At 43.2% G+C, this 20026-nt stretch carries 20 protein-coding genes; 5 read left to right on the top strand and 15 right to left on the bottom strand.

Going from position 1 to position 20026, the window contains the following annotated elements:
• Nucleotides 1-21: 21 nt before the first annotated feature.
• The 9 genes from msrB to AC3WLU_RS04515 form a co-directional block, all read right to left on the bottom strand.
• Nucleotides 22-981, bottom strand: a complete 960-nt coding sequence (gene msrB, locus AC3WLU_RS04475; protein ID WP_098864445.1) for a peptide-methionine (R)-S-oxide reductase MsrB — start codon at nucleotides 979-981, stop codon at nucleotides 22-24.
• 149 nt (nucleotides 982-1130) lie between these two features.
• Nucleotides 1131-2315 carry a NupC/NupG family nucleoside CNT transporter gene (locus AC3WLU_RS04480; RefSeq protein ID WP_063574601.1) on the bottom strand — a complete coding sequence of 395 codons (1185 nt, stop codon included), beginning with the start codon at nucleotides 2313-2315 and terminating at the stop codon, nucleotides 1131-1133.
• Between the two features lie 264 nt (nucleotides 2316-2579).
• The gene (locus tag AC3WLU_RS04485; protein ID WP_492596874.1) at nucleotides 2580-2738 is read right to left on the bottom strand and encodes a hypothetical protein; all 159 of its coding nucleotides are present in this window, start codon (nucleotides 2736-2738) and stop codon (nucleotides 2580-2582) included.
• 22 nt (nucleotides 2739-2760) lie between these two features.
• Nucleotides 2761-3027, bottom strand: a complete 267-nt coding sequence (locus AC3WLU_RS04490) for a hypothetical protein (protein WP_492596875.1) — start codon at nucleotides 3025-3027, stop codon at nucleotides 2761-2763.
• A gap of 115 nt (nucleotides 3028-3142) precedes the next feature.
• Nucleotides 3143-4381: a sensor histidine kinase gene (locus tag AC3WLU_RS04495; protein ID WP_057278245.1), complete on the bottom strand. Its 1239-nt coding sequence runs from the start codon at nucleotides 4379-4381 to the stop codon at nucleotides 3143-3145.
• Between the two features lie 10 nt (nucleotides 4382-4391).
• Entirely contained in the window at nucleotides 4392-5063 is a 672-nt protein-coding gene (locus AC3WLU_RS04500) for a response regulator transcription factor (RefSeq protein WP_057278246.1), read from the bottom strand.
• Between the two features lie 108 nt (nucleotides 5064-5171).
• Nucleotides 5172-6341, bottom strand: coding sequence for an ABC transporter permease (locus AC3WLU_RS04505; protein ID WP_492596876.1), 1170 nt, complete (start codon nucleotides 6339-6341; stop codon nucleotides 5172-5174).
• Nucleotides 6289-7029, bottom strand: a complete 741-nt coding sequence (locus AC3WLU_RS04510) for an ABC transporter ATP-binding protein (protein WP_306804743.1) — start codon at nucleotides 7027-7029, stop codon at nucleotides 6289-6291. Before AC3WLU_RS04510 ends, AC3WLU_RS04505 begins: the two co-directional genes overlap by 53 nt.
• Before the next feature lies 1 nt (nucleotide 7030).
• A complete protein-coding gene (locus AC3WLU_RS04515) occupies nucleotides 7031-7999 on the bottom strand; it encodes an efflux RND transporter periplasmic adaptor subunit (RefSeq protein ID WP_492596877.1) in 969 nt (322 codons plus the stop codon).
• Between the two features lie 243 nt (nucleotides 8000-8242).
• Between AC3WLU_RS04515 and AC3WLU_RS04520 the strand changes: the two genes are divergently transcribed.
• Both AC3WLU_RS04520 and AC3WLU_RS04525 read left to right on the top strand, forming a co-directional pair.
• Nucleotides 8243-8563 (top strand): DUF485 domain-containing protein, encoded by a 321-nt coding sequence (locus AC3WLU_RS04520; RefSeq protein ID WP_492596890.1) that lies wholly within the window; start codon nucleotides 8243-8245, stop codon nucleotides 8561-8563.
• A gap of 14 nt (nucleotides 8564-8577) precedes the next feature.
• Entirely contained in the window at nucleotides 8578-10116 is a 1539-nt protein-coding gene (locus AC3WLU_RS04525; RefSeq protein ID WP_034316065.1) for a solute symporter family protein, read from the top strand.
• 105 nt (nucleotides 10117-10221) lie between these two features.
• Here the strand turns inward: AC3WLU_RS04525 and AC3WLU_RS04530 are convergent, their stop codons facing one another.
• The 3 genes from AC3WLU_RS04530 to AC3WLU_RS04540 form a co-directional block, all read right to left on the bottom strand.
• Entirely contained in the window at nucleotides 10222-10671 is a 450-nt protein-coding gene (locus AC3WLU_RS04530) for a threonine/serine exporter family protein (RefSeq protein WP_170946900.1), read from the bottom strand.
• A 16-nt stretch (nucleotides 10672-10687) separates the two neighbouring features.
• The gene (locus AC3WLU_RS04535; protein ID WP_413002950.1) at nucleotides 10688-11443 is read right to left on the bottom strand and encodes a threonine/serine exporter family protein; all 756 of its coding nucleotides are present in this window, start codon (nucleotides 11441-11443) and stop codon (nucleotides 10688-10690) included.
• Nucleotides 11444-11724: 281 nt separating this feature from the next.
• A complete protein-coding gene (locus AC3WLU_RS04540; RefSeq protein ID WP_098936972.1) occupies nucleotides 11725-12531 on the bottom strand; it encodes an alpha/beta fold hydrolase in 807 nt (268 codons plus the stop codon).
• Between the two features lie 166 nt (nucleotides 12532-12697).
• On the opposite strand from AC3WLU_RS04540, the gene AC3WLU_RS04545 reads away from it, so the two are divergent.
• Both AC3WLU_RS04545 and AC3WLU_RS04550 read left to right on the top strand, forming a co-directional pair.
• Complete coding sequence (locus AC3WLU_RS04545) at nucleotides 12698-13966, top strand: dicarboxylate/amino acid:cation symporter (protein ID WP_057278251.1); 1269 nt, start codon at nucleotides 12698-12700, stop codon at nucleotides 13964-13966.
• A 115-nt stretch (nucleotides 13967-14081) separates the two neighbouring features.
• Nucleotides 14082-14753, top strand: coding sequence for a lysoplasmalogenase (locus tag AC3WLU_RS04550; RefSeq protein ID WP_440439472.1), 672 nt, complete (start codon nucleotides 14082-14084; stop codon nucleotides 14751-14753).
• 84 nt (nucleotides 14754-14837) lie between these two features.
• Here the strand turns inward: AC3WLU_RS04550 and AC3WLU_RS04555 are convergent, their stop codons facing one another.
• The 3 genes from AC3WLU_RS04555 to gltC form a co-directional block, all read right to left on the bottom strand.
• The gene (locus tag AC3WLU_RS04555) at nucleotides 14838-16037 is read right to left on the bottom strand and encodes a class I SAM-dependent rRNA methyltransferase (protein ID WP_492596878.1); all 1200 of its coding nucleotides are present in this window, start codon (nucleotides 16035-16037) and stop codon (nucleotides 14838-14840) included.
• Nucleotides 16038-16147: 110 nt separating this feature from the next.
• The gene (locus AC3WLU_RS04560) at nucleotides 16148-17140 is read right to left on the bottom strand and encodes a PTS sugar transporter subunit IIC (RefSeq protein ID WP_048685684.1); all 993 of its coding nucleotides are present in this window, start codon (nucleotides 17138-17140) and stop codon (nucleotides 16148-16150) included.
• Between the two features lie 407 nt (nucleotides 17141-17547).
• Nucleotides 17548-18453: a glutamate biosynthesis transcriptional regulator GltC gene (gene gltC / locus AC3WLU_RS04565; protein ID WP_268563591.1), complete on the bottom strand. Its 906-nt coding sequence runs from the start codon at nucleotides 18451-18453 to the stop codon at nucleotides 17548-17550.
• 155 nt (nucleotides 18454-18608) lie between these two features.
• Here gltC and gdhA point away from each other — a divergent pair, with 155 nt between their 5' ends.
• On the top strand, nucleotides 18609-19991 hold the full coding sequence (gdhA, locus tag AC3WLU_RS04570) for an NADP-specific glutamate dehydrogenase (RefSeq protein ID WP_053536971.1): 1383 nt from the start codon (nucleotides 18609-18611) through the stop codon (nucleotides 19989-19991).
• The last annotated feature ends 35 nt before the right edge of the window (nucleotides 19992-20026 follow it).

A 20026-nucleotide genomic window follows, 5' to 3' on the forward strand; every position in this document is an offset into this window, starting at 1 on the left:
TGTGTTCCCCTGTCTCCCTAGTTATTTCATTTTGAATAGTATTATTAAATCTCCATATCCCGCTTTCTCCATTTCATTTCTGGGGATGAATCGAAGGGCCGCAGAGTTTATGCAATATCTCGTGCCTTTAGGACTTGGACCATCGGGAAAAACATGTCCAAGGTGTGAATCGGCATCCCTGCTGCGCACCTCGGTCCGGGTCATTCGGTGGCTGAGATCCATTTTTTCATTAACACTTGCCGACATGATTGGCTTCGTGAAGCTTGGCCACCCACAACCGCTATCATATTTATCCCGCGAACTGAATAGGGGCTCCCCAGAAACGACATCCACATAAATGCCTTCTTCAAAGTGATCCCAATAAGCATTATCGAAAGGCGGCTCCGTGCCATTTTCCTGGGTGACATGAAACTGACTCTCCGTTAAGGTCTTTCTAAGGTGTGCATTATCCTTAGGCCAATTTTCTTTAATGAAAGCATCCCGTCCTGAGCCTTTACGGTACAATGCATAGCGAAATTGGTTTTTTCGATAGAATTCTTGATGATATTCCTCAGCGGCGTAAAATTCCCCCGAGGGTAGAATACCCGTAACAATAGGTTTCTTAAACCGCCCGCTCATCATTAAATCTTCCCTCGATTGTTCTGCCTCCCGTTTCTGACGTTCATTAAGATAGAAAATGGCCGCCTTGTATTGCTTTCCCCTATCTGAGAACTGTCCATTATCATCTGTTGGATCGATTTGCTGCCAGAATATCTCTAATAACGTTTTATAGGAAATGATTGATGGATCGAATACCACTTGAACCGCTTCAACATGATCAGTCGCACCGGTAATCACTTGTTTATAACTTGGAGCGGCAAAATCACCGCCTGTATAACCTGATGTCACTGAAATGATACCGTCCATTTCATCAAAGGGAGCAACCATGCACCAAAAGCAGCCTCCTGCAAAGATAGCTGTTTCTTTTCCATCCATCGTCATCCTAAAACTCCCCTTTCACTCCTGTCATTTTATGTATTATATATCAGCAAGCCAAGCACCTTCAAATTCAAAAACTCTACCTTGCGTAACAAATATAAAAGAGGCACTTAGGAGTAAACCCAAGTGCCCTTTTGTGTTAAATCCGTTATTTAAAGTATCACACTTACAATAATCGCTGATAGGATGCTGACAAGAGTCGCGCCATATAACAGCTTCAAGCCGAAACGGGCTACAACATTTCCCTGTTTTTCATGAAGTCCTTTGACTGCACCGGCAATGATACCAATTGATGAGAAATTGGCGAATGAAACCAAGAAAACCGAAACGATCCCTATCGTCCTTTCGCTCAAGGCAGCAGATGCTTCCCCTAAGCTCAGCATGGCAACGAATTCATTGGTTACCAGTTTCGTCGCCATGATTCCGCCAGCAGTCACGGTTTCTGAAATCGGTATACCCATGATAAAGGCAAACGGTGCAAAGATATACCCCATGATGTCTTGGAAGCTGATGCCGAAAATCATGTCGAATATGCTGTTGATCCCGGCGATTAAAGCAACGAAACCAATTAACATCGCCGCTACAGTGATGGCAACCTTGAACCCATCCATGATATATTCCCCAAGCATTTCGAAGAAAGACTGCTTCTCTGCCCCTTCTTCAACAGGGAGAATATCCTCTTCATCCGTTACGGTATAAGGATTGATAATGGATGCGATGATAAATCCACCAAACATGTTAATAACAATGGCCGTCACAACGTACTTTGGTTCAATCATCGTCATATAAGCACCGACAATCGACATCGATACAGTTGACATGGCTGATGCACAAAGCGTATACATGCGAGATGGCGGAATGGCACCGAGTTGTTTTTTCAAGGTTATGAAAACCTCGGATTGGCCTACTATTGCTGATGCAACCGCATTGTAAGATTCCAATTTACCCATCCCATTCACCTTACTTAGAACGAATCCAATCCACTTCATGATGAACGGAAGGATTTTGAAGTGCTGTAAAATCCCGATTAATGCGGAGATGAATACGATAGGAAGAAGGACATTTAAAAAGAAGGGCGATGCTCCTTCATTTACAATCCCGCCAAATACAAAGGTGATCCCTTCATTTGCCCATTCCAAAAGTTTTCCGAAACCATCGGCAATTGAATTGATGATCACTAAGCCAAACTTCGTGTTTAATAATAAATAAGTTAAAACAAGCTGAATGACCAACATGAGGATGATCGGTTTTATTTTAACTTTCTTCCGGTCACTGCTGACTAAGATAGCTAGTCCAAAAACAATAAGCAGTCCTAAAATTGCAATCAGAAATTTCATATATTCTGCCTCCACTAAGGGTGAATTTAATGTTCGTGCATTAATAGTAGGATACCCTCAAATAATTTATGCAAACGTTTTCTCTTTCATCCAAAATACATGTACGTACCTCTCCAGAAGTCTATATTAAACTAATATTTTTTTTAGTGCAATTATTATTTCCCTTTTTAAAATAACAATTAGTGACAATAATGGGTTTCGTGAATAAAAAAAGAAGGCTCCACTTCGAAAGGAACCTTCTCTTGCCTAAATAATATCGACTATTCAGGCAGCTGTTTTTCTTGTAATCACCGTTGTCGCTAATCCTGCCCCCCCGATTACAAAGATGATGATGGATGCGGCCAAGCCACCTGCCCCTTGATAAAAGTCGATGAACTTCCCAGCAAAAGAGTCTCTGCCCTGGAAACCGCCGCTGCTTGGCATTTCTCCTGGAGTCCCGGAACCATTAGGCCCCCCCTTGTGGAGTGCCCTGCGTATCATTAGTTGCCGTTTCCGTCGATGAATCATCTGTCTCCGTTCTGCTACTAACCGATTCCTCCGTATCCGATTCTGTTGTATTGCGGTAGGCATGCTGCCCCATGACCGCCTGTCGATTCATGGGCTCATTGCCGCTGCCATCCACATACATCATGATCCCGATGACTGCTTGGGCCATTAAGAGGACCGGAACCAATATTCCAACCAAAAAGTGTAACCTACCAAGTCTTTTCATCAATGATTCTCCTCCGAAAATAAATGTATTTATAAGATGATTATCTAAAAAGACCCTTAATTTTTCCTTAAGCAGCAAGGAAGAAAGTAAGGGTCTTTTTCGTATTGGATGGCAGCTAATTTTTCCTTTGATTTCTCGGAAAAGTAATTTCAAAACGGGTCCGTTCATTCTGCTCACTTGTAACCTTGATGTTCCCTTGATGTGTGTTTACAATCCATTTGGCTATGGATAGACCTAAGCCAGAGCCTTCGTTTTCCGAACGGGATTGCTCCACTTGGTAAAAACGGTTAAAAATCAAGGGGAGTTCTTCCTGTGGAATGCCTATTCCATTATCTTCTACAGTAAGAATGATGGATGAAGCATTCTTGATGCAGGATAGGGAAATTTCCCCGCCTTCCTCGGTGAATTTCATGGCATTATCCACCAAGATCACCAATAGCTGATGAATTCTCTCTTTATCCCCATGAAACACTACCTGTTCGGGAGCATGGCTAATGATTGATTTCTCTTGAAAAGAAGCTATATCCGTATACTGTTCCACGATATCCATAAGTAGATCATCAAGGAAAAAGTTCGATTTCTTAACCTCCATTTGATTCGAATCCGTTCTGGTCAAGGTCAAAAGTCCGCTAACAAGCTTATTCAATCGGCGGACTTCTTTGGAAATGATGGATATATCAACGGCTTTTTCCTCGATTGTCGCGTTAGGTGATTGAAATAGCAAATCAGCCCGCGATTGAATGACAGCAAGCGGCGTTCGAATTTCATGCGAAGCATCCGAGACAAACTGCTGCTGCTGATCCCAGGATTTCTTGACCGGGATCAAGGCCCGTCCTGCCAGAAGATAACCAGCGCCCACCGCCACTAGACTTCCAATTCCACCACCAACGAACAATATGAGCAGCAAGCGATCGAGCATATCCTTTTCTGTATCCACATTCCTGATGAATTGTACGGCCATCTGTCCATACCCCGTATCGACCTGGGTGGAAAGGGCCCGATACGTGTATCCATTCACTGAAATTTCTTCAATGTCATCAAAAGTTTTAGGGAAAAATTTTTGTTCATTGACCTTAAAAAAATTATCTACACTCAGTCTTGGCTCAATGATCGTATCATCCGGCCCCCAAACGATGACGCTTGGCCCCGGTCCTAATAGAAACTCACCTTGCGGACGTCCGCCTGGCATGCCGCCATTATTGAAATCCCGGTAATCCTTTATAAGTGAATCATTGACATCCTTATAGATCTGGTCTTCCGTATAGAAATAAATCGTTCTGCTTAATATGGCTATTAAGACAATAAAGACGATAGAATTCAATATTGTTAGTTGAAGCCTTGTTTTTTGGAACATAATGATCCCCTTATGGTTGTTTTAGCATATAACCAATACCCCGAACGGTTTGAATATCTTTATGATAATTGAAAGGTTCCAATTTTTTTCTAAGTTGATGGATGAACACTTCCACAATGGCAATCGTCGTATCTGAATCAAACCCCCAAATGCGGTCGAAAATCTGCTCACGGGTCAATATTTTCCCATTATTTTGAATCAGGTATTCCAGTAATTCAAACTGTTTCAAGGTCATTTTAATGACCTTTCCATCAACCAAAATATCCTTTTCTTTTTCCAACAGTTCAATATTGCGGTATTTCACATGCTGTTCTAGCGAAATAATGCCACTCCTTCGAAGCAGGGCACGAATCCTGGCCTTAAGTTCCGGTGCCTGAAACGGCTTGACTAAATAATCATCGCCACCCATTTCCAACCCTCTGACACGATCCTCAAGTGCATCTTTTGCCGTCAAAAACAAGACACTTGTATCTATTTTTGCTTCCCTGATTTTCCGTACGATTTCAAATCCATCGATTCCCGGAAGCATTACATCCAAAATGATGATATCGTAAATACTTTGTTGGGCCATGAATAGCCCATCTTCCCCATTATCCGCTGTATCGACTTCATATTCATCCGTCAAAATCTGTCGGATCGACTCTAATAATGAAACATTATCTTCTACCACCAAAACCTTCATGCAGGGTACCTCCCAACCGCCTCAATTGTGATATATGTTGATTTTATCCTTTTTCATATGCAAAAGAAAGCGGGCTTTTAATGCCTGCTTCCTTTCAAAATGGTATGTTCATTCGTGACGCAGTGCCTGGATTGGATTTAATTTGGATGCCTTATTGGCAGGAAATACACCAAACATTATCCCGATTAAAATGGAAAATAAAAAGGCAAACAATGTCACCGTCCATGAATAACTAATCGTTAAACTTGAAAAAGTTGAAATCAGTTTTGCGATTCCCAAGCCAATTCCAACTCCCAACAGTCCCCCGAAGCAGCTCAGGACCATCGCTTCAATTAAGAACTGAAGAAGAATCGACTTCCGATTTGCCCCAATTGCTTTCCTAATCCCGATTTCCTTTGTCCTCTCCGAGACGGAAACCAACATGATATTCATGATCCCGATTCCGCCTACCAGTAACGAAATACTGGCAATACCGCCAAGCATGAGTGTGAATGTGTCCGATACAGAGCTCATTGTATCCATCAGATCTTCTTGATTGGACACCGAGTAGTTATCACTCTGTTCTGGGAATGATGTAGTCATCGCACCTTGTACCTGGTACATTGCCCTATCCATGATATTCTCGTTCTCCGCTTTTAAATAGACGGTTCCGATTGTCGTGCTGCCTGTAGCCCTTTCGGCAGTGGTGATAGGTGCAATGATGACATCATCCCCGCTCGATCCCATTGAGGTGCCTACCGATTTCAGGACACCGATCACGCGATAGGAAACACCGCCGATAAGCACGTTCTGGTCCACGGCTTTTTGATTTTCAAAAAGCGTGGTGGCTGTATCCGACCCCAGGACAACGACCTTGGAGCGTAATTCCGTTTCCATATCCGTCAAAAACCGGCCTTGACTGAGCTCTAGATCCCTGACTGATAAGTAGGAAGAAGTTGCACCGGTCATTGAAACCTGCGCCGTAGCTTCTCCGTTCTTGGCATAAACGCGTCCAGTGACCACAGGCGCCACTTCCGATATCCCGCTCAGCTCTTTAAACTGTTCAATTGTATCATCGGTCAGCTCCACGGAGTCGGTATCCGTGACACTTACCGTTATCAGGTTCGTTCCCAGACTATTGATTTCATCCAAAACGGACTGTGAAGAACCCTGCCCAATCGAAACCAGAACGATTACGGAGGCAACTCCAATTATGATTCCAAGCATGGTTAAAAATGCTCTGACTTTATTGGTTTTGATACTGCGTATAGCCATCTTCATTGATTCGCTCAGTTTCAATCCAATCACCTCCGTTTTCAAATAGCTGACCATCCTGTATCCGGACGACACGAGTCGCTTCTTTAGCCACTTCCAAGTCATGGGTTATAAGAATGATTGTTTGTCCCTTCCCGTTCAATTCTTTCAGCATCTGCAGAACTTCTTTACTCGTTTTACTATCAAGCGCCCCCGTCGGCTCATCCGCCAATAAAACGGGAGGGTTACCGGCAAGTGCCCTTGCAATCGCAACTCTTTGCTGCTGTCCGCCCGACAGTTGGGTCGGCAGATGATTTTTCCGGTCACCAAGGCCTACCATATCAAGGCATGCATTGGCCACTTCTCTTCTTTCCTTCACGCTTGCCCCTCTATAAACCAGGGGAAGTTCGACATTTTCCAACGCTGTCAGTTTTGCCAACAGGTTGAAATTTTGAAAGATGAATCCTATTTTAATATTACGAATGGCAGCTAACTCATTATCCTTCATCTTTTCCACTTCTTTACCATCTAGAAGATATTCACCTATGTCAGGCTTGTCAAGGCAGCCAATCATATTCATGAACGTCGATTTCCCTGACCCAGAAGGACCGATGATCGAAATGAAATCGCCTTTATCTATTGTAAGACAGACATCCTGAAGTGCCTTGACCGTTTCACCGCCTAATTCATATGATTTGGACATGTTCTTAATTTTGATGATGGGTTTCGCCATTTTACTGACCTCCCTTTCCACTCGGCATTCCGCCACCGTTTGGCATTCCGCCGCTTGGCATTCCGCTGCCGCTCTGCATTCTTATCTCGCCACCTTGGCCTCCCCTCATTCCTTCGCCGCCGCTGCCAGTGGAGCTTTCATTGATGGTGATAGGCAAGGAAACAAACTGTCCCTCTTCAAGCCCTGAAGTTATTTCAATATATCTATCGTTGCTGATTCCAGTCTCAACCACTTTCTTTGTACTGGCAGCTCCTTCAGTTGTACCGGATTGTTGTATATTCACATATTTCTCTTCCCCGTCGATTTGGACTGCTTCAATCGGAACATATAAAGCATCTTTTACACGATTCGTCAAAATGCTCACCTCAGTCGACATCCCAATTTTTATATCGCCGGGTTTGTCAATTTTGATAGTGACATCGAATGAAGAAACTCCATTCTCATATGTACCTTCCTTTGCTACACTGGTTACTTCCCCTGTAAACGTTTCATCTTCAAAAGCACTGGCTTTAATTTCAACCGTTTGTCCTTTTTTAACACTTGGAACATCCAATTCATCAACACTGATCGTGGTTTTCAATTTTTTATAATCCGTAACATGTGCCAACACTTCACTGCTTGATACACGATCCCCTTCTTCAACATCCATTGTTGTAACGGTACCATCGAATGGGGCCGTTATCGGGTCACTTCCATCCGTGAAGGTAATAAGTTCATCACCTTTCTCAACCAATTCATTCTTCTCTACCAGGACTTCGTCCACTTCACCCGTTATGGAAGATGTAATGTCCTCACTATTGATTGCGGCGACCGATCCGGAACCGCTTATTTGAACTTCAAGATCTCCCTTTTCTACTGTGGCCGTCACCGATTTCGCAATGACAGGCTCAGCATTTTCCTTCATGAAAAACCAAACACTTCCCCCAATCGAAAGCACTAAAACCGTACCTATCACTATCAACTTTTTCATCACTTTTCTCCTTTCAGGTTTCCTTCGTTGAAACCAGTATCGTGAAAGAAGCTTAACTTTTCCTTAATGGTTTTGCTTGTGCGTAAAAAGAAAAAACGATGTCGAACGAAAAAAACTTTAATTTCAGCATTTAAATTTACAATATATTCTGAAAAATATATACTGATACTGTTATCATGAATTGGTAATGAAAACCAAATCAAGAATGATGAAGGGGGAACCAACTTGGCATCAAACGATTCAATCGTTAAGGAAACCGAGGTAAGCGCTTCCGCGGACTACACCAAGATCGTCCAATCACAATCTTTTCAAGAACTCTTAAGGAAAAAACGCAATTTCATCGTCCCGCTATCCATCTTTTTCATGGTCTTTTATTTCACCCTACCCATACTAACTTCCTATTCTAAAGTTCTTAACTCAAATGCCTTCGGGGCTATCAGCTGGGCCTGGATTTTTGCCTTCGCCCAATTTATCATGACCTGGACTTTATGCATCCTCTATTCCAGAAAAGCTGCGACATTTGACCAATTAGTAGAAAAAATCGTTAAAGAAGCGAAAGGATAAAAGGTGAATTCACAATGAATATTCTTGCTTTTATATTATTTCTTATCATTGTCGGACTAACATTGGTCATTACCTATTTTGCTTCACGGCGCACCAAAACGACCGCGGACTTTTATACGGCGGACAGCAGCCTCACTGGCTGGCAGAATGGCTGGGCCATTGCGGGAGATTATATGTCCGCGGCCTCATTTTTGGGAATAGCCGGCATGGTCGCACTCTCTGGATTTGATGGTTTTTTCTATAGCATAGGTTTTCTGGTTGCGTACCTGGTCGTTCTTTATATTGTGGCCGAACCGCTTCGTAACCTTGGCAAGTATACATTGGCGGACATGATCGCTGCCCGTTTCAATGAAAAGAAAGTACGCGGGGTTGCTGCCCTTAACACCATTTCGATTTCAACCTTTTATATGATCGCCCAATTAGTCGGTGCAGGTGCCCTTATAAAACTCTTACTTGGAATTGATTATCTTTACTCCGTCATCATTGTAGGTATTTTAATGACCGTATACGTCGTTTTCGGCGGTATGACGGCCACCAGTTGGGTCCAAATCGTTAAAGCCGTTTTATTGATGGCAGGGACATTCATCATCTCCATCATCGTGTTGGCGAAATTCGACTTTAGCGTGATCGAGATGTTCAGGCAGATGAAAACAGCCACCCCTTTGGGCGGGGATTTCCTTAACCCCGGTAACAAATTCAAGGATCCATTGGATACTTTATCCCTTAATTTAGCGCTTGTACTCGGTACGGCTGGACTGCCTCACATTCTTATCCGTTTCTTTACGGTGAAAGACGCCATCACAGCCCGAAAGTCCGTGGTATATGCCACTTGGATCATTGGCATCTTTTATATAATGACCATTTTCCTCGGCTTTGGAGCGGCAGCCTTTGTCGGTTATGACAAGATCATAGCCGCTAATGCGGCCGGCAATATGGCTGCTCCGCTGCTTGCAGAAGCCATTGGGGGAGACTTCCTGTTCGCCTTTGTCTCTGCCGTTGCTTTCGCTACCATTTTAGCGGTTGTGGCAGGTCTCGTTCTATCGGCAGCATCTGCTTTTGCCCATGACTTCTATGGCCACATCATCCGGAAAGGTCAAGCCACCGACAAAGAACAAGTCGTTGCTGCTCGTTGGGCATCCATCGGAGTATCCATCCTTTCCATCATCCTGGCCTTATTTGCCCAAAACATGAATGTCGCCTTCCTTGTTTCACTCGCCTTTGCTGTCGCTGCCAGTGCCAACCTGCCCATCATTGTCTTCACGGTATTCTGGAAACGTTTTAACACGACTGGGGCTGTAACAGGCATGTTAGTTGGACTGGTCAGTTCTTTATTGCTTGTATTCCTAAGTCCCAATGTCTGGTCTCCGGTGGAGGGAGCGGCAATATTCGTTGGGGAACCATTATTCCCGCTTGCCAACCCAGGCATCATCTCCATCCCGATTGGTTTTATCGCAGCCATCGCCGGAACACTTCTGTCAAGCAAGAAAGCTGATGCCAAAAAATTCGACGAAATTTTGGTTACTGCCAACACTGGGATGAAAGATCCTATATAAACTAGATTCATTATTATTTTAAAATATCAAAAAGAGAAAGGAGAGCAGGCTTCGGCCTGCTCTCCTTTCTCTTTATTCAGAACATACTCATCAGGAAGATTCCTGTTAACTTCTCAATCTTACCTTCCTTCTATTGTACTTAGTTACTAACTGGTTCATGACTTCTGCAAAGATCAGTCCCATCGCAATGGCACCAGCCAGCATGAAAACTTTGGCTGCCAGCTGAACGGCGACATAAAAATCATTTCCGACAAAGTGCTTCATCGCATCATACGACAAACCTCCAGGCACTAGGGGGATGATTCCCGATACATTGAAAATCGTGATCGGCGTTTTATACCTTTTAGCAAAATACTGGCTGATGACCGCAACGATAAATGCAGACGCTAATGTTGCAATGATGCTGTTTATCTCATTTTCAACCAGAGCATAGTATAAGATCCACCCCAACATCCCTACGAAACCACATTGAAACAATGAATTCTTTGGTACATTGAAGATGACTCCAAAGGCGGCTGAGGCAATGAAACTTGTAATAAGCTGTGCAATCATCATTCTTCCTCCCCTAAAATCATAAGAAAACAAACGCGGCCGATATTCCTGCCCCAATGGCTAAAGCAGTCAAACCAGCATCCGCCCCCTTGGATAGACCCGAAACCAAATGCCCTGCAATTAAATCCCTGGCTGCATTCGTTATTAATAGTCCTGGCACAAGCGGCATCACCGCTCCGATGATTATCGTGTCCAAATTACTCCCTACTCCAATCTGGACAAAGAACATAGCTACTAATCCTACGACTAAAGAGGCGATGAATTCAGCAAAAAAACGGACTTCCAGTAACCTGTGCAAATAAAGCAGGCATGAGAATCCCATTCCTCCAGCTATGCAGGACCAGATGAAATCACTCCACTGTCCTTGGAACATGATTAAAAAGCAGCCGCTCGCTATAAATGCAGCAAAGATCTGCACCCACATGGGATACCCCATCCCGGCCTTTTCGATTTGTTTTAACCGTATATATGCTTCCTCCGGTGTCATTTCCTTGCTGGAAATGCTTCGGGATATACTATTAACCAGCGTCACCTTATGTAAATCTGTAGATCGTTGGGAAACCCGGATCAATTTTGAAGCTGGGTGCATGCCATCCAGCGAAAAAATAATTCCTGTAGGGGTTGAAAAACTGTGTGATTCACCGCACCCAAACGCTGCAGCGATTCTAACCATCGTATCTTCCACCCTTGATGTTTCCGCTCCGTTCTGAAGCATGATTTTCCCCGCAAGTAAACATACATCTATAATTTCATTGTATGGAAAACGATCATCCATTTTATCCTCTCCATTACTTCCTGCATGAGTTTCGCTCAATAACAGATAAATGATCACACCAATTTAAATCCACCTCATAATAGCCCAATTCCTATGAAAAGGATATATAAATATTACCTATTTAATTTATCAATTCCATTAACCTTCACTACTATCCCCTAATACCAGTATTCCCCTTATTCCATGCCGAAACCATTTAGTTAGAAGAAAATTCAATTATATCCATAATTAAAAGGAGTGCAGACACGGTCACTGCATCCCCCTTTTCCTATCCTGTACGACTATACTCCCTTTTGAATGAAGCAATTCACGGTTTCATTAAACAAATCGCTTTCTTCCATGAACGGACAATGGCAACTATCTTCAAAGATTACTAGTTTGGAATTCGGAATGTTTTTATGCAAATGTTCCCCAGCTGCTACAGGAATAACTTTTTCATGCCTTCCAAAACAGAGAAGTGTAGGTACATTGATTGCTGGCAAGAAGTCACGATAGTCCACAATCGATTGGTCAAATAGAATGCTGCCAGCAATGGATTCCGGCATTTTGGTCACTTCCCCAAGCATCCAACCTGCATCCTCTGCAGATAATTCATTGTTGAACATGGAAGCAAGGAATTTATGCAAAAACGGGGTACGATTCGTTTGAATTTCTGTCATGAAGGCAATCAACGTTTCCATATCAAATGCACCGATATGAAAATCGGGCCACTTAAAATCAGAGGCCAATTCATCCACGATTACAGTTGAATGAACATTTCCCTCACCGAATTGCTTAAGATAATCCCAAACGACAAATGCCCCCATCGACCAGCCTACAAGTATGACATCCTTTAATCCCAGTTCACCTATGAACGCATGAAGATCTTTTGCATAAACGGAGACCGTATTTCCGTAATGTACATGATTTGACTGGCCATGACTTCTTAAATCAAGCAATATCGTTCTATATTTTCCTGAAAAGTACGGCAGCTGCCTTTTAAAGAACCGGCTGCTCATCCACACACCATGGATAAAGATAATCGGTCTCCCCTGGCCCTTTTCTTCATAAAATAACCGAACGCCTTCTTCCACCTCAACAAATGCCATTCTATCCCTCCTTCTCGATATTTTCACCATCCATCCCCCATTATTATTTATTGCCTTTATTCTTTTAACATTCCTTCCTATAAAAAAATATTGTCAAACCTGATTTTAGAGTTGATAATGAAGTATATTTTTATTGATATCTTCATCCTGAAAGGACGGAATTTAAATGAAGAGCTTTATCAAAAACTATCGATCCTCTTTAATACTGCTCACTGCCATCATTATCGGTGGGATAGCGGGCGTGGTTTTCGGGGAGAAAACCTCGATCATACAGCCGCTAGGGGACTTATTCTTAAATCTGATGTTCACGATCATCGTGCCATTGGTATTTTTCAGCATTGCTTCAGCGATTGCCAATATGAGCGGAATGAAGCGTCTCGGAAAAATCATGGGAAGTATCGTTCTCGTTTTCCTGACAACAGCCGCTTTAGCTGCCGTCATTGGATTTATTGGGACAACCATCGTCAATCCGTTGGAGGGCACTGATACGACAGCCATTAAAGAACTGATGGAAAACAGTTCCCCTGAAGAGACCATCGAAGAAGTTTCCTTCTTCAGTCAACTGGTCAGCACTGTAACCGTTTCCGACTTTCCAGAACTGTTCTCCAGAAGCAATATGCTTCAGCTTATCGTTTTCTCAGTATTAATCGGACTTTCCACTGCACTGGCTGGTGAGAAAGCAAGACCGATTACTGAGTTTTTGACAGCAGGTACAGCTGTCATGATGAAGGTCGTCAAAATCGTCATGTACTATGCGCCAATTGGACTTGGTGCTTATTTTGCGGCGATTATCGGGCAGCTTGGGCCTCAGATTTTAGAAGGATATGCTCGCACTTTCATTCTTTATCTAGTCTTGGCCATGATTTATTATTTCGGCTTCTTCACTTTGTATGCCTTTATCGCCGGCGGGAAAGATGGAGTTAAACTATTTTGGAAAAATGCCCTGACACCATCCATTACAGCCATCGCAACTTGTTCAAGTGCCGCGTCCATTCCAGTCAACCTGGAATCAGTCAAGAAAATGGGCGTGCCTAAGGATATAGCGGAGACTGTCATCCCACTCGGAGCCAACACTCATAAAGATGGTTCGGTATTCGGCGGTGTATTGAAAATCGTTTTCCTATTCAGCTTATTTGGAAAGGATATGACAAGCATTTCAAGCATTTTAAGTATACTTGCTGTTGCCTTTTTGGTTGGAGCTGTTATGGGTGCCATTCCTGGGGGAGGCATGATTGGGGAAATGTTGATTCTTAGCGTATTCGGCTTCCCTGTAGAAGTCCTGCCTATCATTGCCGTTATATCCACGATCATCGATGCTCCCGCTACATTGCTTAACTCAACAGGAAACACGGTTTGTGCCATGCTTGTCACAAGGCTTGTTGAGGGGAAAAACTGGTTAAAACAAGCTTTCGTTAAAGAAAACTCAGCCGTATGATTCTTATGACTGACTGGCTCCTGGTTAAAACAGGGGCCAGTTTTTTCATTTTCACGACTTTTGACAAGGGGTTCCTTCCCCTTGCATAGAATTAAAGATTGAAGGAGGGAATGGAATGTTAATGAAATGCCTACCTGCGGCAATCCTTATCACGGGACTATCCTATATTTTTCTTATACCGGAAGAGCCTTTGATCATAAAAATACTGTTCAAGGTACTCCCCATGTTATTGATTTTGCTCTACGCCCGCACTAATGTAGGAAGACGGGGGCATTACCAATCCTTAATCCTTCTTGGTTTATTCTTTTGCATGCTTGGAGATGGTTTGTTGATTTGGTTCGTCATCGGGCTTTCCGCCTTCTTGATCGGCCACCTTTTCTATATTTCGGCATTCTTTGGACGATGGAACTTTTCATGGCTCCGATTTGCGACGATTCTTCCGATTAGCATTTACTCCACTTGGATTAGCCGTGAAATGCTACATTCATTAATCGAAAAAGGTGAACATAACCTCATCATCCCTGTGATCTGCTATGTAACGGTCATCTCCCTTATGGGCTGGGCAGCATTTATGACCGGAAATGCGGCCGCAATCATCGGCGGGCTCCTCTTCATGATTTCCGACTCCATTTTATCTTGGAACAAGTTTATTGATGATGTTGCCTTTTCAGGTCCACTGATCATGCTTACCTACTATGCAGCCCAGTTTTGCATCGCTAACAGCATTCGCAGGAAACCTTCCTTACATGTATCGAAAGGTTTGAAAAGTGAACGGCCTATCCAGTGAATCTAATGTCCAATCGTTCCACATGAAACATTTACATTATAAAAAAGGCATTCACAGTTCTGCTTGAACTGTGAATGCCTCTTCTTATCCTTTAATTTTCTTAATGAAGACTACTTTTAAATAATTCCCTTCCTTATACTCAGGAATTGTTTTAAAATCAGCCGGCAATGAGAATTGTTCCATGATTTCATACTTTCCATTCATTTCCTTGAAAGCAACATCAATGAAGTTCTTGAATTTTTTCATGTCGAACGTACTGCAATTAGTTGAGGCGATAATCACCCCGTTGTCTTCCGTAATGGAAATGGTATCCTTCAGTAGATTCGTATAGTCTTTTCCGGCACTGAAAGTAAACTTCTTCGATTTGGCAAAGCTAGGCGGATCAAGGATGACCATTTCAAATTTCAAGGCTTTCTTCACCGCATATTTAAAATACTTGAAAACATCCATCACCACGATATTGTGATCTTCAGGATCTATCCCATTCACACTGAACTGCTCGATCGTCTTTGGTAAACTTCGATTCGCCAGGTCGACACTCGTTGTTTTAACAGCACCGCCTAAAGCGGCAAACACGGAGAATGCTCCCGTATAGGAGAACATATTCAAAACCGTTTTCCCTTTTGCGTATTCATCGCGGATTTTCCGTCTGACATCGCGTTGATCAAGGAAGACACCGACCATTGCGCCATCATTCAGATAAACATCAAAATGGACTCCATTTTCCTTTACAAGAAGCGGAAATTCCGGCTGTTCGCCCATGACAAAATCGTCTTCATCCACGTACTGTCCCTTTGTATCAAAGCGTTTCTTCTGATAAATCGATTTGACCTCGACCGTTTCCTGCAATGCCTTAATGATGTAGTCCTTAAAGGAATATATTCCTTTGCTATACCAACTAATGACAAAATGGCCATCATAATGATCAATGATTAAACCGCCAATTCCATCACCTTCCCCATTAAACAAGCGGAAAGCTGTAGTCTCCCCATCTTCAAAAAAAGACTTTCGGAATTCATATGCAGCCTGGATTTTTCCGTTAAAGAAGGATTGATCGATCTTTTCATTCTCTCTTCGGGTCAATATCCAGCCATAGCCCTTATTCTGTATGCCATAATATCCTTTTGCCAGAAAGCGGTTGTTCTCATCCACCAAGCGCACCAAGGATCCCTCTTCCTGAAGGTCATTAAGATTGGCTATCGACTCTTTAACAATCAAGGGAAAACCCTTGCTGATTTTACTCACGAACTTAGCTTTCACTTTTATATCGATTTCTTTTCCCATCTATATCATCCTATCTTTGCAAATGCTTTCCTCCCCATTTTACCCTAATCCCCTTATAAATAAAAACCAGCCCGGTTCCTTAACCTGGCTGGTTTCCAAGAAAATTTTGATTATGAAACTTCCAAATGAAGATCGCCTGGCTTAACTTTACCCATCATCTTCAATACGCGATGTAAGGCAAGCGTGATCACAGCTGGCAATACCATCCCCACTGCCACATAAACCAAGAACGTGTATAGCCCCTGACCGGTAATGATGGCAATCGGGGCAATCATTGAACTTAACCCCATGCCTCCAAGCTCATACGGCACTTGAAAATCGAATGCCAAGGTAGCGATAGGCGCACAGATGATTGCCGCCACAAAAGGCGGAACTACATATAATGGTTTTTTGATCAGGTTAGGAAATTGAACTTTTGGCGTAACGACCATCTGTGCCAGGAACCCGCCCATATCATTATCTTTATAAGACATAACAGTGAACCCGACAAACTGAACCGTACATCCGATTAGGGCTGCAGCACTGGAAACGGGATCCAATTGCAGGGCGATCGCCAATGCGGCGGAAGACGCCGGTGTCATCAATAAAATGCTCCATACCAAGGCTATGACCATGGAACCGATTAATGGGGAACCCTCGACCGCAGCGGTAGTTTGACTGCTTATCCATGTTAGGAGCGGAGTGGTGACAAGAGCCAGGCCATATCCCGAAACTCCACCGACAAGAACGGCACCCATTGGGATGGCCATGATGTCCAACTTCGTTTTGCCGATTATGCGCTTACCTATATATGTTGCAATCACTGCTGCCAAGACAGCACTTAGCGGCTGGCCCGTAACAATCGTGAAGGCACCCTCAGCCGTTTTGTGAATGGCAGCACCTCCAACAGCACTTGAAGCCATGGCGCTAAAGATAATTAATGAATTTCCTCCTAGCTGATAGGCGATTCCTGCTCCTAAAGCTGGTGCCAGCAAGACCTTCGCGGCCCCGCCTATTGCCAGAAAGACCTCCCAACCTAAATATCCCCCTATGGATTCAAACAATAACCCGATCCCTAATGTAACCAAAACAGCGTTGGCTATCCCCGTTGATGCCTTGTACATTCGATCGCTGATGTATTCTTTCCTGCTCACTATATCTCCACTCCTTATTAATTATCAGAATATTCAATTTAGTAAAATCGAAAAAAAAATAAAGGTCTTCTTTTAAAAAGCCTAATAAGTATATCGTACCGCTGCCTGAATGTCTGTTAATGTCTGTTCGTATAATAACATGAATTTTCTGATAATGTAAGTAATATTTTTATTCTAAAAAAATAAAAGCGCTTTCAAAAATAAAGGTTTAACACATTACTGTTCAATATAAATCAATAATTCATTATTTCAAAATAAGTTACCCCCTTTTAAGGATGCCTACATGGAAATATTTTGGGGCATTTGCGACAAAAAAAAGAACCCGATTAAGGATTCTCTCATTAGCTGTATTTATGCCTTTTCTAATAAATATCATCCTATTTTTGAAATCCTTCCAATTTGGCAAAAGTGTCCTTCAAGTATTGGTAAAACAATTTCTCCGTTGGCATCAGTTCCCTATCAGTCGGAACGATGACCCCTACAGCCCTGGTTACAGATGGATTCTCCAGCGGCAATCTAACCGTAAAACGCGGCAAGCTATCGATCAAGGAAATCTCAGGTATCAAAGTTATACCCAGACCTGCCGCCACCAGGCCTTTTATGGCATCAGTATCTTTCCCTTCAAATGCCACTTCCGGTTCAAAGCCATGCAATTTGCAAGCTTTCATAACGAGATCCCTTAAAACATAGCCCTTTGGAGATAAGATGAACGGATTTCCTTGAAGCTCATTCAAGGATAGTGATTTCTTCAGGGCCAAAGGATGGCTTTCTGGCAGAAGGGCAACTAAGTTCTCAATAAACAGCGTTTCCCCTTTGATTTTCTTTTCATTCACCGGCAGGGGGCCAATCAAGGCCATGTTAATGTTTCCTTTAATCACAGAATCTATCAGGTAGCGATAGGAACCTTGTTTCAATGTGAATTTCGCCTGGGGGTAGCTTTCCCTGAAGTCGGAAATGACCCTTGGCAATACATAAGAAGCCAAACTGCTGGGAAAGCCAATGCGGATTGTCCCTTTTTCCGGATCCAGACTTTCGGCCATCTCACGCTTGGCACGATTGATTATATCCATAGCTTGTTCCATATGAGATAAAAATGTATGGCCTATAGGCGTCAATCTAATCTTTCGGCCTTCCCTGATAAATAAGGGCACACCCAGCTCTTCTTCTAAATTGTATATTTGGCGACTGACAGCAGACTGGGCAACATGCAAATCCACTGCTGCTTCCGTCATATGTTCACGCTTTGCCACTTCAATGAAATATTCAATTTGCCTTAATTCCAATCTAAGCTCCCTCTTTCATATCAAAACAGCATGTTATTTATCTAATATTCAGATTGTTCGTTTCATTCTTAAATTATATCATGAAAGTATCATATAAAAACCGATAGACTTACCCTATTTAATATTTTATGACTTTAACTAAAGGAGAGAAAACAATGACCACTTCACAGGAAGTCGAACATGAGGAATTGCAGGTTGCCAGAGAGTTCGTAAGTCAAGTATACGCTCAGGTAAAGGAACGTAATCCTCACGAAAGTGAATTTCATCAAGCCGTAAAGGAGATATTCCTTTCATTGGTCCCGGTTTTTGCAAAACATCCAGAATATATGAAAAGCGGGATATTGGAGAGGCTTGTAGAACCCGAAAGAATGATCACCTTCCGTGTCTCTTGGGTTGATGACCTGGGAAATGTTCAAGTCAACCGTGGTTTTCGTGTGCAATTCAACAGTGCAATCGGGCCATTCAAAGGCGGTCTCCGTTTCCACCCCACTGTCAATTCCAGCATCATAAAGTTTCTTGGTTTCGAGCAAATCTTTAAAAACTCGCTTACTGGCCAGCCGATCGGTGGGGGTAAAGGCGGATCGGACTTCGATCCAAAAGGAAAATCGGATGCGGAAATCATGCGTTTTTGCCAAAGCTTCATGTCGGAACTATCTCGTTATATCGGCCCTGATACAGACGTACCGGCTGGTGATATCGGAGTCGGTGCAAGGGAGATCGGGTACTTGTTCGGTCAGTATAAAAAGATGCAAGGCAGCTACCATGCCGGTGTTTTAACCGGTAAAGGCATAAGTTACGGCGGAAGCTTGGCCCGTACAGAGGCGACTGGATATGGAACGGTTTACTTTGTCGAAGAAATGCTAAAAGACAAAGGGTTACAATTCCATGGCAGCACTGTCGTTATCTCAGGGTCTGGCAATGTATCCATTTATGCCATTGAAAAAGCTACACAGCTAGGCGCTAAAGTTGTTGCATGCAGCGACTCCAATGGCTACATATATGATGAAAATGGCCTGAATCTTGATACAGTCAGACGTCTAAAAGAAGTGGAACGAAAACGTTTAAGCGAGTATGTCGATGCGCACCCGGAGGCTGTATACCATGAAGGAAGCTACGGCATCTGGTCTGTACCATGCGACATCGCACTGCCTTGTGCCACACAAAATGAAATCGATGAAGAAGCAGCAAAATTACTGGTCAAAAATAATGTGAAGGCAGTCGGTGAGGGCGCTAATATGCCTTCAACCCTTGAGGCCATTGATGTATTCCTTAATAACGGCATCCTTTTTGGACCAGCAAAAGCAGCCAATGCAGGCGGCGTAGCCGTGTCTGCACTCGAAATGGCCCAAAACAGTGCCAGGATGCCTTGGACTTTCGAAGAAGTCGATGCCAAGCTGCATGAGATCATGAAAAATATCTATAAAAACAGCATAGAGGCCGCCGAAGCATATGGTGCGCCTGGCAATTTAGTTGTCGGGGCCAATATTGCCGGATTCCTTAAAGTGGCGGATGCGATGCTGACTCAAGGTGTACTCTAGCAATCAATGGATGTAATGGGCGGTTCCGACACGGG

This window comes from Peribacillus sp. FW305-BF15 (assembly GCF_058783805.1).